The following is a 19,709-nucleotide window of genomic DNA, read 5'->3' as shown; positions in this document are numbered from 1 at the left end:
GTGAAAGATAAACCCATTGTGATTGGCTGTTTTGTGAGCGCAAGCGATTTCATCGATGGCGGAACATGTGTGATTTCATATGGAACTGTAATCTGTCGCCTTCACCAGAAGTCAGTGGCAGCAGACTCTTCCCATGCCTGTCGCCATTCGAGGAGAAGTCCGCAGGTCTCACCTGCTTAATCGAAGAGCATAACAATATGAAAAAATGGCTTGTTTGTTTATTGGGGTTAATGGCATTGACCGCGCAAGCGGCAGAGGGACGCCAACCTTTTTCCCGGGTCGTGATGTTTGGTGACAGCCTCTCCGATACCGGCAAGATGTACAAGAAGATGCGGGGGTATCTCCCCTCCAGCCCACCTTACTTCAACGGGCGCTTCAGCAACGGCCCGGTGTGGCTGGAGCAGTTGGGTGACGAGCGTTTCCCCGGTCTGGTCGTGGCCAACGAGGCGGAAGGCGGTGCAACGGCGGTGGCCTATAACCATCTGGGTGCCCTGAATGGCTGGCTCGGTTTCTGGTCCTGGGATCCCAAATATCAGGTGATCAACAACCTCGATTACGAGATCGACCAGTTCCTGAAAAAGGACAAGTTCCGCCCCGATGATCTGGTGGTGATCTGGGTCGGTGCCAACGATTATCTGGCCTATGGCTGGAACACCGAGCGGGATGCGGATCGGGTGATCGATACCATCCGGCTGGCATCCAACCGGTTGGTGCTCAACGGCGCGCAGCAGATCCTGCTGTTCAACATTCCTGATCTGGGGCAGACCCCGTCAGCCCGCAGCATGAAGGTGGTGGAGAAGGTGCGCCATGTGGCCAGCTACCACAACCAGAAGTTGCAGAACCTCACTCGCGAGCTGGCTCCCCTCGGCATAGTGAAGCTGTTCGAAGTGGACAAGCAGTTTGACGAGATGATGCGCGATCCTCAGCAGTTCGGGCTGAGTGACACAGAACACGCCTGCTACGGTGGTGGCTATACATGGAAGCCGTTCTCCGGCAGCGCCGCCGAGGTGGCTGCGACCCCGGCTTTGAGTGTCTCCGAAAGAGTGGCTATTGCCGGTAACCCGATCCTGGCGCAGGCGGTGGTGAGCGGGCAGGCAAAAGGGCGAGCAGCGACTCTCAACTGCGATGAGCATATGTTCTGGGATCAGGTGCATCCGACCAAGACGGTGCACAAGGTACTGAGCCAGCGTGTTGCTGACTTTATCGATCAGCACTACGAGTTTGTTCGTCACTGATATCGCTTCGGGCCAGTATGTTGCTGGCCTTTTTCTCATATCTGCCCTCATCTGTGCGTCTTTTTACGTCACATTCAGTTCAAATAACAAACGCTTGTTGCTGTTTTTGTAACGTGGTTGCGTTAGAGTGTTTTTTGTTAATTGATATCAGTGACTTGAAAATAGGCTAACGTTGATATGCTGCGATCGCTTTTGGGTGGTTGCACCTATAAGACGAGGTGATATCAATCAACCTCCTCCTACATAAAGTTGCAGAGGCTCAAACATGAAAAAATCATTGATTACCTTGCTGGTTACCGGCTTGCTGGCGGCCAATGCCCAGGCTGCCGGTCAAGACAACACCTGGTATGGCGGTGCCAAACTGGGTTGGTCCAACTTCTACGGCATTGATGAAAGCAATGCCCTGACCCTTGGCAATGAGACCAACGATGCCTTGGGTGCAGGCGTGTTTGGCGGTTATCAGATCAACAAGAATCTTGGACTGGAGCTGGGTTACGACTACCTGGGCAAATATAAATACGACGCAGTGAAGAGCGGTGCAGCTTTTAGCGATGAGGTGACTGCACAGCTGGCTCAACTGACCCTGAAACTGGGTTTCCCAGTTACCGATAATCTGGATCTGTATGGTCGTGTCGGTGGCGGTTATGGCTGGGCTGATACCAAGAGCGATGTCTACAAAGATGACAGCCGCTTTGTCATGGTCGGAGCACTGGGTGCCGAGTATGCATTCAACCTCGACTGGGCTGCTCGCCTGGAGTACCAGTACACCACCCCGTATGGCAGCCGCGATGATACCGGTCTGAGAATGGATAACGGCCTGCTCTCGCTGGCTGCGGTTTATCGCTTTGGTCAGGTTGCCCCTGTGGCGCCCGCCCCAGCTCCGGAACCTGCTCCTGCACCTGTGATGGTTGAGAAGCAGTTCACCCTGAGCTCCGATGTGCTGTTTGACTTCAACAAGGCGACTCTCAAGCCAGAGGCCAGTCAGGCACTTGATAGCCTCTATAGTCAGATTGAACAAGCACGACCCAAAGATGGCGTGGCAACCGTAATTGGTCACACCGACCGTATCGGTTCCGATGCCTACAACCAGAAACTCTCCGAGCAGCGTGCCCAGACCGTTGCCAACTATCTGGTTGGTAAAGGGATTCCGGCCGCCAAGATCAATGTGGAAGGGCGTGGTAAATCTTCACCGGTTACCGGCGACAGCTGCGTCAGCAAGTCCAAGCGTGAGCTGATCGTCTGCCTGGCTCCGGATCGCCGTGTTGATGTGAAAGTCGAAGGTGTCAGCGAGGTGCAGGAGTAATCCTTCACACTGAGCTGCTCTTCACTGGGGCTGGAATGAACAGCCCCTGTCGGTGCAAGAGAGACCAAAAAGCCAGTCAGTTGAGCTGACTGGCTTTTTACATTGGCATTGCGGTCGGGCAGGGGACAAATCAGGAAGGGAGCGGCATCACCCGGTTGCGCCCCAGCTCCTTGGCCTTGTAGAGCAGCTTGTCGGTACGTTCGACCAGACAGTCTGCGCTCTCCTGACCGTTGAATTCACCTACGCCAAACGAGGCGGTGATGTGGTCGATGCGGCGGCCCGACTTGCGATCCAGAATCGACATCCGCTCTATGGAACGGCGCATGCTCTCTGCCATCTGTCTGGCCAGTGCCAGCGAGCGATGGGGCACCAGCATGGCGAACTCTTCCCCACCCAGTCGATATGCAGTGACACCTTCTTTGCATGCATCGCGCAGCCGTTTGCTGAAGGCGCGCAGTACCTGATCGCCGAGCAGGTGACCGTACTCGTCGTTGAAATTTTTGAACCGATCGATATCGGCGAGGATCAGTGAAAAGGGGTGCTGACTGCGGATCAATCCCTCCAGCTCCAGATCGAAGGCCCGGCGGTTAAGCAGGTTGGTGAGGGCATCCTCGTTGGCCAGTTTGCGGGTCTCGTTTAGTGCGGCACGCAGCTCCTTGATCTCTTTCTCCGCATTGCTGAGCTGGCTGCGAAAGTGCATGGTGGACATGCGTACATCCCGTGACTCGCGTACCAAGTCTCGCAAGATGCCCATGGTATCTTCCAGACTTAAACCCTCATCGTCGATCTTGCTCAACTTGTCGAAGCTTTTGTCGAGCATTTCCTGAAACATGCCGGTGTCGGAGATGGCATCCTGCATCGAGTGACCCAGTTCATTGGCCATGGCGGCAAGGTTGAGCTTCATGGCTTCCATCTGCTGTTCGTCCTGCGCAGCCAGATATTGGTGATAGAGCCGCTCGCAGGTAGTGAGCGAGCAGGTTCCCTGCAACTTGATGGCTTGATCGATCGCCTGGTTGAGTTCGGGCATGCTGGCCGAGACATAGTTGTACCAGAGATGGTAATTGTCCGGCGTAGTTGGGATTTGGTACTTGATCATCAGGGGAACTGCCTGCTTGAGATAAGCGGCAGATTGGGCAAATGTATCCTTACTCATGAGTTCTATGTCTCATCATGCCAGCGAACTGCACATAGTATGACAGAGAGATTGGCCAAAAGGCAGCCGATGGATGCCATTCGCCCCCCCCTCCGATATAATGGCACCGTTACCACCAACCCTAAGGCCTGCTTATGTCTCAAAAAGATCCTTTCCTCGAACGCGAGGCCGAAAAATACGAAAACCCCATTGCAAGTCGTGAACTTATCCTCGACCTCATCAAGGGCCATGAAAAGCCGATGTCACGGGAAGAGCTGGCAAAGGTCCTCAAGCTGACAGAAGAAGAGCCGTTGGAGGCCCTGCGCCGCCGCCTGCGCGCCATGGAGCGCGATGGTCAGCTGGTCTTTACCCGCAACCAGTGCTATGCCCTGCCGGATCGCCTGAATCTGGTGAAAGGCTATGTGCTGGGTCACAAGGATGGCTTCGGTTTTCTGCGTCCGGAAGGTGGTGGTCCGGATCTGTTTTTGAATAACCGTGAAATGCAGCGTCTGATGCATGGCGACTATGCGCTGGTGCAACCGACCGAGATCGACCGCAAAGGACGTCAGGAGGCACGTCTGGTGCGTCTGCTCAAGTCACGCGAAGCGGATATCGTCGGTCGTTACTTCGTCGAGAACGGTGTCGGGTTTGTGGTACCCGACGACAGCCGTATCGGCCAGGACATCATTATCCCTGAAGGGGAAAACAAAGGGGCTCGCCAGAGCCAGGTGGTGGTCGTGCGCATCAACCAGCGTGCCACCGCCCGCTTCAACGCGGTGGGTACCGTGCTGGAGGTGCTGGGTGAAAACATGGCGCCCGGCATGGAGATCGAAATCGCCCTGCGTACCCACGGTATCCCGCACACTTGGCCCGAGGAAGTGACTAAAGAGGTTGCCGGTCTGGGCGAAGAGGTGCCGGAGAAGGCTAAAGAAGGTCGCATCGACCTGCGCGCTCTGCCGCTGGTTACCATCGACGGGGAAGATGCCCGTGACTTCGATGACGCCGTCTTCTGTGAAGCCAAGCGCGGCGGCGGCTGGCGCCTGTGGGTGGCCATTGCCGACGTCTCCGCCTACGTGAAGCCGGGCACCGCCCTCGACACCGAAGCCTATCAGCGCGGCAACTCCGTCTACTTCCCCGAATTCGTGGTGCCCATGCTGCCGGAGGTGCTCTCCAACGGCCTCTGCTCGCTCAACCCGCAGGTTGACCGGCTCTGCATGGTGTGCGAGATGACCATCTCCGCCGCCGGCCGCATGTCCGGCTACAAGTTCTACGAAGCGGTGATGAACTCCCACGCCCGTATGACCTACACCAAGGTGGCGGCGATCCTGGATGGCGATCCCAAGCTGCGCCAGCAGTACGAGCCGCTGGTGGGCCACATCGAGGAGCTCAACAACCTCTACAAGGCGCTCAAGCATGCCCGCCATCAGCGCGGTGCGGTGGAGTTCGAGAGCGAAGAGACCCGCTTCATCTTCAACGCCCAGCGCAAGATCGACCGCATTGTACCGCTGGTGCGCAACGACGCCCACAAGATCATCGAAGAGTGCATGATCCAGGCGAACGTGGCTGCCGCCCGCTACATCGAGAAGAACGAAGCTGCTGCCCTGTTCCGCGTGCACGACCGTCCGGGTGAAGAGCGTCTGACCGGTTTCCGTGACTTCCTGGCCGAACTGGGTCTGGAGCTCAAGGGCGGTCTCGAGCCCGAGCCGAAAGATTTCGCCGAGCTGGCTGCCAAGTTTGAAGGGCGACCGGATGCGGAGCTGCTCTCCACCATGCTGCTGCGCTCCATGCGTCAGGCCATCTATCAGGCCGACAACATCGGTCACTTCGGCCTGGCCCTGAAGTCCTACGCCCACTTCACCTCGCCGATCCGTCGTTACCCAGACCTGATCCTGCACCGCGCGATCAAGTATCAGACCGCCAAGGAGCAGCAGGCCAACCTGCGCCACAAGTGGACCCCGAGCGGTGGTTACCACTACCAGCTGGAAGAAGTGGATCCAATGGGCGAGCACTGCTCCATGACCGAGCGCCGTGCCGACGATGCCACTCGCGATGTGGCCGACTGGCTCAAGTGCGAGTACATGCTGGATCATGTGGGTGACGAGTTTGACGGCGTTATCGCCAGCGTCACCGGCTTTGGCTTCTTTGTCCGCCTGGCGGAGATCCACATCGACGGTCTGGTGCACGTCAGCACCCTCACCAACGACTACTACCAGTTCGACCCGCTGCACCAGCAGCTGATCGGCGAGAACTTCCGCCGCCGTTACCGTCTGGGCGACAAGGTGCGGGTCAAGGTGATGGGCGTCAATCTGGATGATCGCAAGATCGACTTCGTGATGGTGGAAGAGCCGCTCAAGGCAACCGGCAAGAACGCCAAAGAGATGGCGCGCAAGCAGGCCGAGATCAAGAAAGAGAAGGCCAAGAGCGCACAGCGTCACGAAAAACGTAAAGAGGGCAAGGATCACGGCAAATCCGACAAGGGTGGCCGTGCCAAACCCAGCAACAGACGACCGAGCAAAAAAGCTCGCGACAAGGCCAAGAGCACTAAATGAGTACTGAACTGATCTACGGCATTCACGCTGTATCCGCGCTGCTGGAGCGCACCCCGGAGCGTTTCATCGAAGTGTGGGCCCTCAAGGGGCGCGATGACGACCGGCTGCAACCCCTGCTGGCCGAACTGGATGCGCTCGGCCTCAAGGTGCAGAGCGTGAACCGCAAGACGCTCGACGACAAGGCGGAGGGCAACAATCACCAGGGCATCATGGCCCGGGTGAAAGAGGCGCCCAAGCTCGCCGAGCACGATCTGGCCAGCCTGCTGGACAAGTTGGCCGAGCAACAGACTCAACCCTTCCTGCTGGTGCTGGATGGCGTGACCGATCCGCACAACCTCGGCGCCTGCCTGCGCAGCGCCGATGCGGCCGGCGTGCATGCGGTGATCGTGCCGCGCGACAAGGCCACCGGTCTGACCCCGATCGTGCGCAAGGTCGCCTGTGGCGCCGCCGAAGTGGTGCCGCTCATTCAGGTCACCAACCTGGCCCGCAGCCTGCGCGAGCTGCAGGAGCGTGGCGTCTGGATCGTTGGTACCGCCGGCGAGGCGGATCACGACGTGTTCCAGGCCAAACTCACCGGCCCGATGGCGCTGGTGATGGGGGCAGAGGGCAAGGGTATGCGTCGCCTCACCCGCGAGCACTGCGACGAGCTGGTGAGCATCCCGATGGCAGGGGCGGTATCCAGCCTCAACGTCTCGGTGGCAACCGGCGTTTGCCTGTTTGAAGCCGTGCGTCAGCGTCGCGGTTAATCATGCTGACTGACAGACCCCCCTTCGATTGGGCGCAGGTCGCAGATAAAGAGGAGGCCGCGCGCCTCCTCTCTTTTGCCCGCCCGCTGACCCTCAGCCCGAAAAGCTGCCTCTGGCATGCCGGCGACAGCCCGGATCTGCTGGTCAGGGTGGAGCAGGGGCTGCTGCGGGCCAAGCTGGTGCTGGAGGATGGCCGCGAGTACATCAAGGAGTTCTACTGGGAGGGAGACGAGTTTCTCGACTTCCACCACCTGCTCAGTGGTGAGCCGGCCCGCTACAGCGTGGAGGCGCTGGAGCCCTGCCGTCTGCAGCTGTTCAGTCTGGCCGACTTGCGCCAGCTACCCGGCTGGCCGCGCTGGTACCAGCACCTGCTGGAGGTGCAGCTGCGCATCAAGGAGGAGAAGGAGCAGTTGCTGCTGACCGGCAGCCCGCAGGCACGCTATCAGCACTTTCTCGACAGCTTTCCCGCGCTCGATGCCAGAGTGCCAGACCACCAGATCGCCGCCTATCTCGGTATCACACCCATCAGCCTGAGCCGCATTCGCAAACGGCTGAAAGAACTTAACAAAGGTTAATGCAGGGCGCTGGCGCCACGATTATGCTGGCAGGCCGAACTGATAAGGAGTTGCCGATGAACTGGATCCTGAAACCCTGGTCTGAACTGACCACAGACGAGTTGTATGAGTTGCTGGCGCTGCGGGCTGAGGTGTTCGTGGTGGAGCAGACCTGCCCCTTTCAGGATCTGGACGGGCTGGATCGCCGCGAAGGGGTCTGGCACCTGCTAGGGTATCAGGGCGACCAGCTTGCTGCTTACGCGCGGATTATGGCGCCCGGCATCGGCGATGAGAGCGGCGCCGCCATCGGCCGGGTGGTGACCTCACCCAAGGCGCGCGGCGGTGGTCTTGGTCATAAGCTGATCAGCGAGGCGGTCAAGGCGTGTGAGGCGCGCTGGCCGACTCACAGCATCTGGTTGGGGGCTCAGGCCCATCTGCAAGGCTTCTATGGCCAACACGGTTTTGTAGCGGAAGGGGAAGGCTATCTCGAAGACGATATCCCCCATATGGGGATGCGCAGAGTGGCGGCATAACCACTCGTCAGAGTGATTCAGAATGCAGAAGGGCCATCCCGCGGGATGGCCCTTCTCTTTATCGCCAGGCGATCACTTCTTCTTTTTCTTCTTGGCGGACTTCTTCTTGTCGACCGGCTTTTTCTTCTTCACCGGAACCCGCGCTTCCTTGTGTTTCGGGCGCAGCTCGTCGATCACCCGGCGCTTGAGGCGCTCCTCGGTGTAGCGCTCGATCTTGGCGACCATCGCCATGTCGTGGGCTTCCACCAGGCTGATGGCACAGCCACGGTTGCCAGCGCGGCCGGTACGGCCGATCCGGTGGACGTAGACATCGGCGCCGTAGGGCATGTCGTAGTTGATGACGTGGCTGACGTTCGGCAGGTCGATGCCGCGGGCGGCGACATCGGTGGCGATCAGGAAGGGTACTTCCCCTTCGTGGAACTTGCGGATCGACTCGATACGCTTGCTCTGCTCCATTTCGCCACGGATCCAGGCGCAGGAGATACCCGCAGCCTGCAGCTGGCCGGAGAGCTCCGCCAGACGCTCTCGAGTCTTGACGAAGATGATCGCCTTCTGGGTTTCCGGATCTTTCAGGATATGGGTCAGCAGCGCCAGCTTGTGGGCGGCGTCATCGGCCAGATGGATCCACTGGGTGATGGGGCGACGCTCGCTGCGGGGCGGCTCGGCGTGCAGCTCCACCGGATCCTTGAGGATCTCGTTGGCGAACTTCTCGAGGCCGGCCCCTTCCAGGGTGGCGGAGAAGAGCATGGTGTGCTTGCGGTAGCGCGCCTCTTCCACGATGCGGTTCACATCCTTGATAAAGCCCATGTCCAGCATGCGGTCCGCTTCGTCCAGCACCAGCACCTCGATGTCGTGGCTCTCGAACTCCTCTTTCTCGATGTATTCGAGCAGACGGCCCGGGGTGGCGACCACTATGTCGGTGGTCTTGGTCAGGGCAGGCAGCTGCTCTTCATGGCTGACGCCGCCGATGATGGTCTCGATGCTGAGGTCGGTGTGAGCCGCCAGCGCCTTGGCGTGTGCGGTCACCTGCAGCGCCAGCTCGCGGGTCGGGGTCAGGATCAGCATGCGGCAGGGGCCCGGCTTGCGGCGCGGGAAGTCCAGCAGGTGCTGGAGTGCCGGCAGCAGGAAAGAGGCTGTCTTGCCGGTACCGGTCGGTGCGGATGCCAGAATATCGCGGCCGTCCAGGGCTGGCTCCAGCACCATCTGCTGGATGGTGGTGGGGCGGGTGAATCCCATCTCGGCCAAGGCCCGGTTGAGGGCGGGGTGCAGGTCGAAATCATCAAAGGACTGGCTCATGGCAATACTCGGTCATTAAGGAAACGGCAGATTATAGGCGATTATCTCGTCGGCTCCTATTGGTGAGTGTGTCTTAGCCGCTATAATCGCCCACCATTTTTGCAGATGACGGGGGCCAGATGGGACGTAGTCGCGGATTTACCTTCAAACAGTTCCATATTAATCACGATCGCTGCGCCATGAAGGTAGGCACCGATGGCATTTTGCTCGGTGCCTGGGCGCCGGTCGAACAGGCGCGTCGAGTGCTCGATATCGGCACCGGCAGCGGCCTGATTGCCCTGATGCTGGCCCAGCGCAGCAGATCTGACTGCCGTCTTGATGCGGTCGAGCTGGATATTAATGCGGCCAGTCAGGCGCGGGAGAATGCGGCTGCCTCTCCCTGGGCCGATCGGGTGACCGTCATAGAGAGTGCCATTCAGGATTATCAGGCCGCCCCTTACGATCTTGTCGTCTCCAACCCTCCCTATTTCGTGGCAGGCCAGTCATTTAGCGATCCGGCGCGGGCGTTGGCCCGCCATACCGGCGCCCTCGACAGCCACGCATTACTGGCGGCCTGCGATCGTTTGCTGAGCCCGAACGGGCAGGTGGCGCTGGTGCTGCCGACTGCGATGGCCGATGAAATTTTATGCATTTCGGCGAATTATGATCTGCATGGCATTTGTTATACAGCTGTTATCACCAGAGAGGGTAAAGAGGCAAATCGTGTTTTATTGCTACTTGGCAGAGGATTAAACAGGTGTGAGAGGGGTGAAATTGTGATCCATTCTGCTGATGGGGCCTATTCCGACAGATATATCCAACTGACCAACCCCTTCTATTTGAAGATGTAAATTTCGTCTTGAACTATTTTTTCACGCCATTATGCTGGTTCCAGATCGAGCGCCCGCTCCAGACCAGCTAAAACCACTGGTTGCGATGAAAAAACATGCGGGGCTCTTTTTTTATACCCCCTGAACACACCCGGTCATCGACCGATAAAAACTATAACAAGCAATAATTTACAAGACAGACGAGGTTGAACTTGACGAAATCACTCACATTGTCCGATGTACTCGGATTAGGGTTTATGACCTTCGCCTTCTACTTGGGCGCCGGTAACATCATTTTCCCGCCGTTGGCCGGTTACATGGCTGGTGAGCACCTCTCCCTGGCGATGTTTGGCTTCCTGGTCACTGCCGTGGGCCTGCCTCTGGTGACCATTCTGGCCGTGGCGAAAGCCGGTAACGGCTGGGATGGCATGACCAAACTGCTGCCTGCCGGTGTCGCGACTGCGCTGGCCGTTGCCATCTACATCATCATCGGCCCGGCCTTTGCCGCGCCCCGTACCGGTCTGGTTGCCTACGAGATGGGCCTCAAGCCGTTCATCGGTGATATGGGGCAAGCGGGTCTGGCGGTCTATACCGTGATCTTCTTTGGTGTGGCCATTCTGGTCTCCATGAACCAGGGCAAGCTGATGGACGCCATCGGCAAATACCTGACTCCGGTACTGATGCTGCTGCTGCTGACTCTGGCGATCGGTGTATTCGTAGCACCGCAAGGCTCCATGCCTGATGCGTCCGGTGACTATCAGAACAGCCCCTTCGTGAAAGGGATCCTGGAAGGCTACAACACCATGGACACCTTGGCGTCCCTGATGTTTGGCGCCCTGATCGTCGATCTGCTGCGCCAGAAAGGCATCAACGATTACAAGAGCCAGTTCAAGTATCTGGCCATTGCCGGCCTCATCTCTGCCGTTGGTCTGAGCGTGGTGTACGTCTCCCTGTTCCAGCTGGGCAACACTGCAGCCGGTGTGGCGACCGATGTGAGCAACGGTGGCGCCATCGTCAACGCTTACGTACTGAGCCTGTTTGGTCAGCCGGGTCAGTTCATTCTGGCGGCCATCATCACTCTGGCGTGCTTTACCACTGCAGTCGGTCTGATCTCCGCCTGTTCCGATTTCTTCCACAATCTGACCGGCATGGCTTACAAGAAGCTGGTGGTGTTGCTGGGCGTTATCTGTGCCGTGGTGGCCAACGTGGGCCTGAGCCAGCTGATCAGCCTCTCCATTCCGGTGCTGGTTGCCATCTATCCGGTTGCCGTGGCGCTGGTACTGGTCACCTTCCTGAAGGGTTACTTCGGCCGTCCCCGTCTGGTGTTCCGTGGCGTGTTGATGGTTGCCTTCCTGTTCGGTTGCCTGGATGGTCTGGGTGCTGCCGGCATGAAGATGGATGCGTTCGCCTTCCTGCCGCTGTTCGACAAGGGCCTCGCCTGGCTGATGCCGACCCTGCTGGCCTGCGTAGTTGGCATGATGGTGCGTCCGACCGAGATGGCTGCCGAAGCTGCCTGATCACGCCCGATGTGATATTGCCAAGAGCAAGAGCCTGCCCCGTGCAGGCTCTTTTGTTTTCTGTGAGCTTCGTTTCTCGCCTCGCTTTACACTGCCGTAGTTGTCACCGTTCGCAGATAGCATCTGAGCAGCCGTATTTGGCCGCTATAACCTGTTCCCCCCTTCTTACCTCCCATACGCCACGTGTGACACCTGTTTATGGAACGCCGAGTTGTTCGGCGATTAATTCCGCAGCAGTAAATTGTTTCAAGATATTAATTGGTGATTGAGATCGAACTCTTCTTCTTTATGCTAAAGGTGGTGCGCCTCATCCGGTCCGAGGGCCGTGTGGGGGCGAGAGGTATTGTTACCGGTTATCTGCCAGGCAGTGGGTGCAATCAATAACAAGCTGATAAGGCAGATGAGGTTGAGTTTGACGAAATCATTGAAGTTGTCCGACGTATTCGGATTGGGGTTTATGACGTTTGCCTTCTATCTGGGGGCTGGCAATATCATTTTTCCGCCGCTGGCCGGTTTTATGGCTGGTGAGCATCTGCTGGCCGCCATGTGCGGCTTTTTGCTGACGGCAGTGGGCTTGCCGCTGATCACCCTGATTGCGGTGGCCAAGGGGAGTTCGGGGGGCGGTGCGAGTGGCTGGACCGGAATGACCCGCTATCTGCCCGCCGGGGTGGCGACGGCGCTGGCCATCGTCATCTATATCATCATGGGGCCCGCCTTTGCCATTCCCCGCACCGGTCTGGTCGCCTACGAGATGGGGCTCAAGCCCTGGCTCGGCGATGCCGGTCATGAGGGGCTGCTGATCTACACCCTGAGTTTCTTTGCGCTGGTGATCCTAGTGGCGCTCGATCGGGGCAAACTGCTCGATGCGGTCGGCAAGTATCTGACCCCAGCCCTGATGGCGATGCTGCTTATTCTGGCGGTCGGGGTCTTTATGACGCCGCAGGGCACCATGCCTGATGCCAGCGGTGAGTACATAGATGCAGCCCTGACCAAGGGGATGCTGGAGGGGTACAACACCATGGATACCTTGGCCTCCCTGATGTTTGGCGCCCTGATCATCGGGTTGCTGCGCCAGAAGGGGATTGAGGATTATCGCAGCCAGTTCAAATATCTGACCATTGCGGGCTTGATCTCGGCGGTCGGGTTGTCGGCGGTGTATGTCTCACTCTTTCAGCTGGGCAACAGCGCCGGTGGGGTTGCGAGCGATATCAGCAATGGCGGCGCTATCGTCAATGCCTACGTCCTGAGCCTGTTTGGCCAACCGGGTCAGTTTATTCTGGCTGCCATCATCACCCTGGCCTGTTTTACCAGTGCGGTCGGCCTGCTCTGTGCCGGTGCTGACTACTTCCATGGCCTGACAGGTTGGGCCTATCGCAACTGGGTGATGCTGCTGGGGGCGCTCTGTGCACTGGTGGCCAATGTGGGATTGAGCGAATTGATCGGCCTCTCCATCCCGGTGCTGGTGGCCATTTATCCGGTCGCCATCGCGCTGGTGCTGCTCACCTTCCTCAAGGGGTGGTTTGCCCATCCACGGCGGGTGTTTCGCGGCGTGCTGGCGGTCGCCTTTCTGTTTGGCTGTCTGGATGGGCTGCGAGCTGCCGGTATGAAGATGGATGCGTTTGCTTTCCTGCCGCTGTTCGACAATGGCCTTGCCTGGCTGATGCCGACCCTGCTGGCTTGCGTGGTAGGGATGGTGGTTCGCCCGCCCGAGAAGCTGGCTGCCGAGGCGGCTTGATTCAGAAACAACGAGATAGCAAGGAGGCCAGCATCTGCTGGCCTCTTCTGTTTCTGCCGGATCCGTTACCGGATCAGATTTGCGGGCCTGACGGCTTGGGTTTACCCTCCAGACCATACCAGTGGGTTTCCACCCGTCCGGCATGCCACTCGAAGGTGCCCCAAGGCTGCTTGGTCTCCCAGCGCGGGAAGTTGATGAGTACCCGGTTATCCTCGTATTTGTAGAGGGAGGTGCTGATCTGAATGTCCGATAGGATCAACAGCAGGGCCCAGCAGATGAAAATCCATTTCAATGCTTTCCACATAGGATTACTCGAAGCAGATTTCGATGGTGGCGCGACCGAAATCGGATTCGAACGGCATCATAATCTTGGTGCCATCGGCACGGTGGGTGATGGTGTGGTTGGGGCCTGAGACGATGATGGGGGTCGCCATGTCAAACTCGTAGCCCTTCTCACCCAGCATCCGCTTGGCACCGCCGGTCACCATGTTGGTGATTTCACCGACCATGTCGGTCACCTCTTCGTTGATGGAGGCGGGCGCTTCCCCCAGCATACGGCGCATGATCTCCAGCGCCAGCCCCTTCTCGAAGCTGATGGAGAGGGAACCACGGGTCTGCGGGCCGACCATGCCGATCAGGCCGGAGACGTCGCCGCGCGCCAACTCATCCATCTTGCGTTTCGGTTTGCCCGGTTTGAGTTCCAGCTGTGCCATGGTCGAGAGCACATTGAGCAGGGATAGCAGGAACGGATTTACAAAATCAGCCTTCATGATGACTTCCTACAGTGGGCGTACAACGGGCACATTGGCCATGTGCCTCTATCGTCTTATTGGTAATAGTAAAACCATGCAAGTGGGCCTGCTCGGAAAACGCGCTATCGATCGCCGAGTCGTGAAGCTCGACCACATCACCGCACTCATCGCAGATCAGTAGCTGCATCGGGTGAGCGTGATCGAAGTGGCAGCAGAAGATAAACGCGTTGAGAGATTCCACCTTGTGAGCAAAACCCTGCTCGAGCAAAAAATCGAGTGCCCGATAGACGGTTGGCGGCTTGGCATTGGCTTCGGTTTGTTGCAGCTGGGCTAACAAATCATAGGCGCTGATGGCGTTGCCGTGTGCCGCCAGCAGGCGAAATACCTGACGTCGGGTCGGGGTGAAGCGGATCCCTCGCTGTATACAGAGTCGCTCGGCTCGTTGTAAAAGTTGGTCTTGATTCATGATCACGCAGATACCCTTTCTATTAGCCGGATACTATCACAGGGCCTCGCATGGCGCGGCGACAAAATTCATTTTCTGGGGTTGCTTCACGTTGTGATAAAATCCGCCCCTTTCTTTAGCCAACCCGGATGATTTTTATGCAGGCGCAGCGTTTTTCCATCGCCCCCATGCTGGACTGGACTGATCGGCATTGCCGTTACTTTCATCGACTGATGAGTCGCCAGACCTTGCTTTATACCGAAATGGTGACCACCGGCGCCATCATCCATGGCAAGGGGGATTATCTGGGTTACAGCGAGCAGGAGCACCCCATTTCCCTGCAGCTGGGGGGCAGCAATCCGGCCGATCTGGCGCGCTGTGCCAAGCTGGCCGAGGAGCGCGGCTATGACGAGGTGAACATCAACGTCGGTTGCCCCTCCGATCGGGTGCAGAACGGCCGCTTTGGCGCCTGCCTGATGGGCGAACCGGCGCTGGTGGCTGACTGCGTCAAGGCGATGCGCGATGTAGTCGATATTCCGGTGACGGTGAAGACTCGTATCGGTATCGATGATCAGGACTCCTACGAATTTCTGCAGGCCTTTATCGAGCAGGTGCGCGATGCCGGTTGCGATACCTTTATCGTCCATGCCCGCAAGGCGTGGTTGAGTGGTCTGAGCCCCAAGGAGAACCGCGAGATCCCGCCCCTCGATTATCCTCGGGTCTATCGGGTCAAGCAGGATTACCCGGAGCTCACCATTGCCCTCAACGGCGGCGTCATCTCCATGGAGCAGACCCTTGAGCACCTGCAACACGTTGATGGTGTTATGATGGGGCGTGAAGCCTATCAGAACCCCTACATTCTGGCGCAGGTAGACAACCTGGTGTTCGGCCAGAACAGTGCTGTGCCGAGCCGCCATGAAGTGGTTCGGATGATGCTGCCCTATATCGAGCAGGAGCTGGCCAAGGGCAACTACCTCTCCCACATGACCCGCCATATGCTGGGGCTGTTCCAGAACATGCAGGGAGCCCGCGCCTGGCGTCGTCACCTGAGTGAGAACGCCTGCAAGCCGGGCGCCGGTATTCAGGTGGTGCTGGATGCCATGGCCAAGGTGCCGGAGTTTGCCGCCAGCGAGACGGCAGAATAAGCCAGTTGTGCCAAGGCAAGAGCAACAAAAAGCGCGTCAGTTGACGCGCTTTTTTGATCGCTGTCGCTTCAATATCTGAACTGGTTGATCAGCCGCGAGAGATCCTGCAGCCGCTCTACCAGCAGGGTGATGCCATCTAGCGCCTGCCTGCTGTTGTCGGCGGTGTGGCTGGCCAGCTGGTGGATCTGGTGTACCCCTTCATCGAGGGTCGCCGTGACGTCGGCCTGCTGACTCACCGCCTGGGCGATCTCGTCGCTGGTGCGGGTTACCTGCCCCAGCATCCGGTTGATCTGGGTGAGCACGTCGGCGGTGGTGCCCGCGTGCTGCTGGCAGCGTACCGAGGTCTGCGCCCCTTGTGTCATCCCGTCTGACAGCTGTCGTGTAGTCTGTTGCAGCGCCTGGATCATCTCGTGGATCTCGCTGGTCGAGGCTCGGGTCTTCTGGGCCAGCGCCCTCACTTCGTCCGCCACCACGGCAAAACCACGCCCCTGTTCGCCCGCCCGAGCGGCCTCGATGGCCGCATTGAGGGCGAGCAGGTTGGTCTGGTCGGCGATTTGGCTGATCACCTCCAGAATACCGCTGATCTTCTGGCTGTCGCTGGTGAGCTGGGCCAGCACGGCATGGTTGGCATCCAGCTCCTGATGAAGTTGGTTGACGGCGGATCGGGTGGTCGCCAATGCTTGCAGCCCCTCATCGGAGACCTGCTGTACCTCTATAACCAGATTGCTCGCCTCATGGGCACTGTGGGCCACATCGCGAATGGAGTGGCTCAACTCGGTGATGGCGGTCGCCAGCTGCTCGCTGTGGGCGCGCTGCTGCTGCAGATGAGTATCAATGGTCTGGATATTGCCCCGGTCATCTTCGGCTGCCTGCAGGATCTGCTGGTTAGTGTCGGCGCTGCGCCCGACCACGGCCTTGAGCTCGGCCTGCTTCATCCGCAGGGCCAGTTCGACGGCCGCCAGGGTGTCGCGCCGTCGGGTGTAGAGCACCTGACAGAGGCGGGTTCCCTTGTCTTGATCGGCAAGGGTGAGCAGATGAGCCAGCCGTTGCTGCAATCGCCAGCCGTGGATTGCCTGTGCCAACAGCAACAAGGCGGTGGGCAGCAGCCATAACAGGTTGCCGGTGACAAAAGTAGCAAGGGTAGTGAGCAACGCAGAAACGGAGAGCCAGAGGGTCAGCTGACCCGGTTCAAAGTGAAAACGGCTCAGCCAGGGAAGCGCCTTGCCGCTGCGCAGCAGGCCATAGAGCTGCTCGGCCCAGGCCACATCGCTGGCGGCGGGTTTGGTGCGCACCGACTGGAACTCGACGATCTCCTTCTGGGCGTTGAGGATCGGGGTGACGTAAGCGTTTACCCAATAGAACTGACCGCTTTTGGCGCGGTTCTTGACCAGCCCCATCCAGCTTTTGCCCTGTCGCAGCCGCTGCCACATGTCGGCGAAGGCCACCTTGGGCATGTCGGGGTGTCGCACCAGATTGTGGGGTACCCCTTCCATTTCGGCTGCACCGTACCCGGCCACATCACAGAAGTGCTGGTTGGCATAGGTAATATGACTGGCGGGATCAGTGGTCGAGATGAGTGCGATGTTGTCGGGGAAGTGTATCTCCCCCTCCTGATGGAGTCTGGTCATGTGTCGTTCCTGAAAAAGCCAAATAACTGATAAATATATTTTTTATTGTCGTTCTCAGTTAATCATTCTAAGGCTCTTCAGTGACCCGAACTTGGCTTGGGTCAATTAATCAACACAATGAATTGATGAAGTGAGGGTCAGCTGGCCGGTGTGAAATCGTGAACTTCACCCTTTCTTGGGGCGAGGCGAGGATCATCATCTTTGTACTCATGTACAAGCTGCATGGTTTTGCAGAAGCTGGCCTGCTTGTCGTACTCCTGACGAGCCAACTCGATGGCCCGCTCGGCCCGGCGCCGCTCCATCTTGTCAGACTTGCGATCGCTGAACTGTTGCTGCTGATGCAGCATCCAGCCGACAAACTCTTGCTGGCATTGGGATTCGCTGTTGGCCTGGGCAGGCAGGGTCCACAACAACGAGAGCAGTATCAAATAACGCATGTCTGACTGGGTATTGAAGATTAATTGAACAGAAGGGGCGGCATTTTAGGCTGGAAATCGAGCTGTGAACAGTATCAATAGCGAGGCCCTGCGGGGCCTCGCATCGTTGTGGCCGGTCTCAGTGTTTGACGAGGTACAGCTGGCGGCTGTAGGCCACATCTTCCGGGTTGTTGATGGGGTAGCCCTTGAGCCATGGCTTGATGAGGCGGGCATTTGTGTACTGGTAGATGGGGGCGATGGGAGCCTGATCCAGCAGGATCGTCTCAGCCTCGCCAAACAGCTTGCTGCGACTGGCTGCATCCTGAGTGCTGGCCGCCTCTGCCAGCAGCTGGTCATAACGGGCATTGGCAAAGCCAGCCATATTGCCGCTGTGACGAGAGCCCCACAGGCCAAGGAACGCTGACGGGTCGTTGTAATCGGCGACCCAGGAGGAGCGGATCACCTCGAACTGACCGCTCTGGCGGCTGTCGAGATAGGTTTTCCACTCCTGATTGGTCAGCTCGACCTCGGCGCCCAGCTTCTGCTTCCACATGCTGGCAATCGCCAGTGCCATCTTCTTGTGAATTTCCGCGGTGTTGTAGAGCAGGGTCAGCTTGAGCGGCTTGTCCGGGCCGTAACCGGCCTCCTTGAGCAGGGCCTTGGCCTTGCTGTCCAGCTCCGGTTGGCTGCTGGTGGAGAGCAGGTTGGCGGTTGGGGTGAAGCTGGCGGTCACATCCGGAGTGAAGTGATAAGCCGGTTTCTCGCCGGTACCGAGCACCTTGTTGGCGATCAGGGCGCGGTCGATGGTGTATGAGAGCGCCTTGCGCACCCGCACATCGTTCAGTGGTGCCTGCTTGGTATTGAAGGCGTAGTAGTAGGTGCCGAGCTGATCCGGGGTATAGACCTCATTCGGGATCTGCTGCTTCAGCTTGTCGTACTGCTCCTTGGGGAAGGATTCGGTGATATGCAGATCGCCAGCCAGGTAGCGGTTGGTGGCCGCGCTCTCCTGATTGATTGGCATGAAGATCACCTTGGTCAATACGGTATGGGCCCGATCCCAGTAATAAGGGTTGGGGGTCAGCTCCAGCTTCTCGTTGACTACCCGGTTATTCAGCACAAAGGCACCGTTGCCCACCAGTTTGCCGGGTTGGGTCCACTGGTTGCCGTACTGCTTGATGCTGGCCTGATGGAGCGGCGACAGGCTGGGGTGGCTTAGCAGGTTCAGGAAGTAGGGCACCGGCTGGGAGAGGGTCACCTGCAGGGTGTGGTCATCGAGGGCCTTGACCCCCAGCTCGCTGGCAGGCAATTTGCCAGCGACTATCTCGTCCACCTTGTCGAAACGGGCCAGCTGGGCAAACCAGGCGAAGGTGGCCGCCTCTTTCGGGTCGACCAGCTTGCGCCAGCTGTAGACGAAGTCGCCGGCCTTGACCGGATCGCCGTTGGACCAGCGCGCATCCGGGCGCAGATGGAAGGTAAAGAACTGGTTGCCCTTGTTCTCCCAGCTGGCCGCCACCCCGGCAACCGGTTTGCCATCCGGCCCCTGAGTCAGCAGCCCCTCGAACAGATCCCGCAGTACCTGCAACTCCGGCAGGCCGACCAGCTTGAGCGGGCTCAGGCTGGCAGGTTCATCCTTGAGGTGGCGAACGACAATCTGCTCGGCGGCGAGTTGTGTTCCGGCGGGAATATCGGCAGCCTGGACAGCAGCACAGCCCAGCAGGGCCAGCAAGGGGCTCCATCCTTTCATGGGTCGGATCCTTCAAATAGTGTGAAGCGGAGAGAAAACTCGGCGAGAAAATATCGCCGACAGATGGGAAATCATGATATCCCGTTTGCTGGTCTGACCGCCAGCATTCGACTCTCACTCCCCATCGGGGTAGAAGAGCGTTCCCGGCGTCTGTGCAGTTCAATGTGGTG

General features: G+C 58.6%; 18 protein-coding genes. 10 read left to right on the top strand and 8 right to left on the bottom strand.

Annotated features, from left to right (window positions below):
- Positions 1–197: 197 nt before the first annotated feature.
- Both I6L35_RS03145 and ompA read left to right on the top strand, forming a co-directional pair.
- Positions 198–1,235, top strand: coding sequence for an SGNH/GDSL hydrolase family protein (locus I6L35_RS03145; RefSeq protein WP_069526899.1), 1,038 nt, complete (start codon positions 198–200; stop codon positions 1,233–1,235).
- 265 nt (positions 1,236–1,500) lie between these two features.
- The gene (gene ompA / locus I6L35_RS03140) at positions 1,501–2,538 is read left to right on the top strand and encodes a porin OmpA (protein WP_216979514.1); all 1,038 of its coding nucleotides are present in this window, start codon (positions 1,501–1,503) and stop codon (positions 2,536–2,538) included.
- A gap of 130 nt (positions 2,539–2,668) precedes the next feature.
- Here ompA and I6L35_RS03135 read toward each other — a convergent pair whose 3' ends face one another.
- Positions 2,669–3,691, bottom strand: a complete 1,023-nt coding sequence (locus I6L35_RS03135) for a GGDEF domain-containing protein (RefSeq protein WP_005343157.1) — start codon at positions 3,689–3,691, stop codon at positions 2,669–2,671.
- 134 nt (positions 3,692–3,825) lie between these two features.
- On the opposite strand from I6L35_RS03135, the gene rnr reads away from it, so the two are divergent.
- From rnr to I6L35_RS03115, 4 genes are read left to right on the top strand one after another with little or no spacing between them, the layout of a single operon-like run.
- Positions 3,826–6,219, top strand: a complete 2,394-nt coding sequence (gene rnr / locus I6L35_RS03130) for a ribonuclease R (protein ID WP_216979513.1) — start codon at positions 3,826–3,828, stop codon at positions 6,217–6,219.
- A complete protein-coding gene (gene rlmB / locus I6L35_RS03125; RefSeq protein WP_216979512.1) occupies positions 6,216–6,965 on the top strand; it encodes a 23S rRNA (guanosine(2251)-2'-O)-methyltransferase RlmB in 750 nt (249 codons plus the stop codon). Before rnr ends, rlmB begins: the two co-directional genes overlap by 4 nt.
- A gap of 2 nt (positions 6,966–6,967) precedes the next feature.
- Positions 6,968–7,540, top strand: a complete 573-nt coding sequence (locus tag I6L35_RS03120) for a Crp/Fnr family transcriptional regulator (protein ID WP_108612042.1) — start codon at positions 6,968–6,970, stop codon at positions 7,538–7,540.
- Positions 7,541–7,596: 56 nt separating this feature from the next.
- Entirely contained in the window at positions 7,597–8,052 is a 456-nt protein-coding gene (locus tag I6L35_RS03115) for a GNAT family N-acetyltransferase (RefSeq protein ID WP_216979511.1), read from the top strand.
- 72 nt (positions 8,053–8,124) lie between these two features.
- Here the strand turns inward: I6L35_RS03115 and srmB are convergent, their stop codons facing one another.
- Complete coding sequence (gene srmB / locus I6L35_RS03110) at positions 8,125–9,348, bottom strand: ATP-dependent RNA helicase SrmB (protein ID WP_216979510.1); 1,224 nt, start codon at positions 9,346–9,348, stop codon at positions 8,125–8,127.
- 119 nt (positions 9,349–9,467) lie between these two features.
- On the opposite strand from srmB, the gene I6L35_RS03105 reads away from it, so the two are divergent.
- The 3 genes from I6L35_RS03105 (at position 9,468) to brnQ (I6L35_RS03095) (ending at position 13,409) form a co-directional block, all read left to right on the top strand.
- The gene (locus tag I6L35_RS03105; protein ID WP_139408756.1) at positions 9,468–10,178 is read left to right on the top strand and encodes a tRNA1(Val) (adenine(37)-N6)-methyltransferase; all 711 of its coding nucleotides are present in this window, start codon (positions 9,468–9,470) and stop codon (positions 10,176–10,178) included.
- A 236-nt stretch (positions 10,179–10,414) separates the two neighbouring features.
- Positions 10,415–11,674, top strand: coding sequence for a branched-chain amino acid transport system II carrier protein (gene brnQ / locus I6L35_RS03100; protein ID WP_254204517.1), 1,260 nt, complete (start codon positions 10,415–10,417; stop codon positions 11,672–11,674).
- 457 nt (positions 11,675–12,131) lie between these two features.
- On the top strand, positions 12,132–13,409 hold the full coding sequence (gene brnQ / locus I6L35_RS03095; protein ID WP_254204564.1) for a branched-chain amino acid transport system II carrier protein: 1,278 nt from the start codon (positions 12,132–12,134) through the stop codon (positions 13,407–13,409).
- Between the two features lie 73 nt (positions 13,410–13,482).
- Here the strand turns inward: brnQ (I6L35_RS03095) and I6L35_RS03090 are convergent, their stop codons facing one another.
- From I6L35_RS03090 to zur, 3 genes are read right to left on the bottom strand one after another with little or no spacing between them, the layout of a single operon-like run.
- Positions 13,483–13,713: a hypothetical protein gene (locus I6L35_RS03090; RefSeq protein WP_157161479.1), complete on the bottom strand. Its 231-nt coding sequence runs from the start codon at positions 13,711–13,713 to the stop codon at positions 13,483–13,485.
- A gap of 4 nt (positions 13,714–13,717) precedes the next feature.
- The gene (locus I6L35_RS03085; RefSeq protein WP_005343179.1) at positions 13,718–14,179 is read right to left on the bottom strand and encodes a chemotaxis protein CheX; all 462 of its coding nucleotides are present in this window, start codon (positions 14,177–14,179) and stop codon (positions 13,718–13,720) included.
- Positions 14,169–14,627, bottom strand: coding sequence for a zinc uptake transcriptional repressor Zur (zur, locus tag I6L35_RS03080; RefSeq protein WP_160882369.1), 459 nt, complete (start codon positions 14,625–14,627; stop codon positions 14,169–14,171). Before zur ends, I6L35_RS03085 begins: the two co-directional genes overlap by 11 nt.
- 137 nt (positions 14,628–14,764) lie before the next feature.
- Here zur and dusA point away from each other — a divergent pair, with 137 nt between their 5' ends.
- Complete coding sequence (dusA, locus tag I6L35_RS03075; protein WP_216979507.1) at positions 14,765–15,751, top strand: tRNA dihydrouridine(20/20a) synthase DusA; 987 nt, start codon at positions 14,765–14,767, stop codon at positions 15,749–15,751.
- 68 nt (positions 15,752–15,819) lie between these two features.
- Here the strand turns inward: dusA and I6L35_RS03070 are convergent, their stop codons facing one another.
- The 3 genes from I6L35_RS03070 to I6L35_RS03060 all read right to left on the bottom strand — a co-directional run bounded on the left by I6L35_RS03070 (position 15,820) and on the right by I6L35_RS03060 (position 19,539).
- Positions 15,820–17,379, bottom strand: coding sequence for a PAS domain-containing methyl-accepting chemotaxis protein (locus tag I6L35_RS03070; RefSeq protein WP_216979506.1), 1,560 nt, complete (start codon positions 17,377–17,379; stop codon positions 15,820–15,822).
- Positions 17,380–17,516: 137 nt separating this feature from the next.
- Positions 17,517–17,816, bottom strand: a complete 300-nt coding sequence (locus I6L35_RS03065) for a hypothetical protein (RefSeq protein ID WP_013723462.1) — start codon at positions 17,814–17,816, stop codon at positions 17,517–17,519.
- Positions 17,817–17,934: 118 nt separating this feature from the next.
- Positions 17,935–19,539 (bottom strand): ABC transporter substrate-binding protein, encoded by a 1,605-nt coding sequence (locus I6L35_RS03060; protein ID WP_216979505.1) that lies wholly within the window; start codon positions 19,537–19,539, stop codon positions 17,935–17,937.
- Positions 19,540–19,709: the final 170 nt, after the last annotated feature.

Origin of the sequence: Aeromonas sp. FDAARGOS 1405 (assembly GCF_019048265.1) — a bacterium.
GTDB lineage: Bacteria > Pseudomonadota > Gammaproteobacteria > Enterobacterales > Aeromonadaceae > Aeromonas > Aeromonas veronii_A.
The sequence above is the reverse complement of the archived record's forward strand: the minus strand, read 5'-3'. Positions and strand labels throughout refer to the sequence as shown.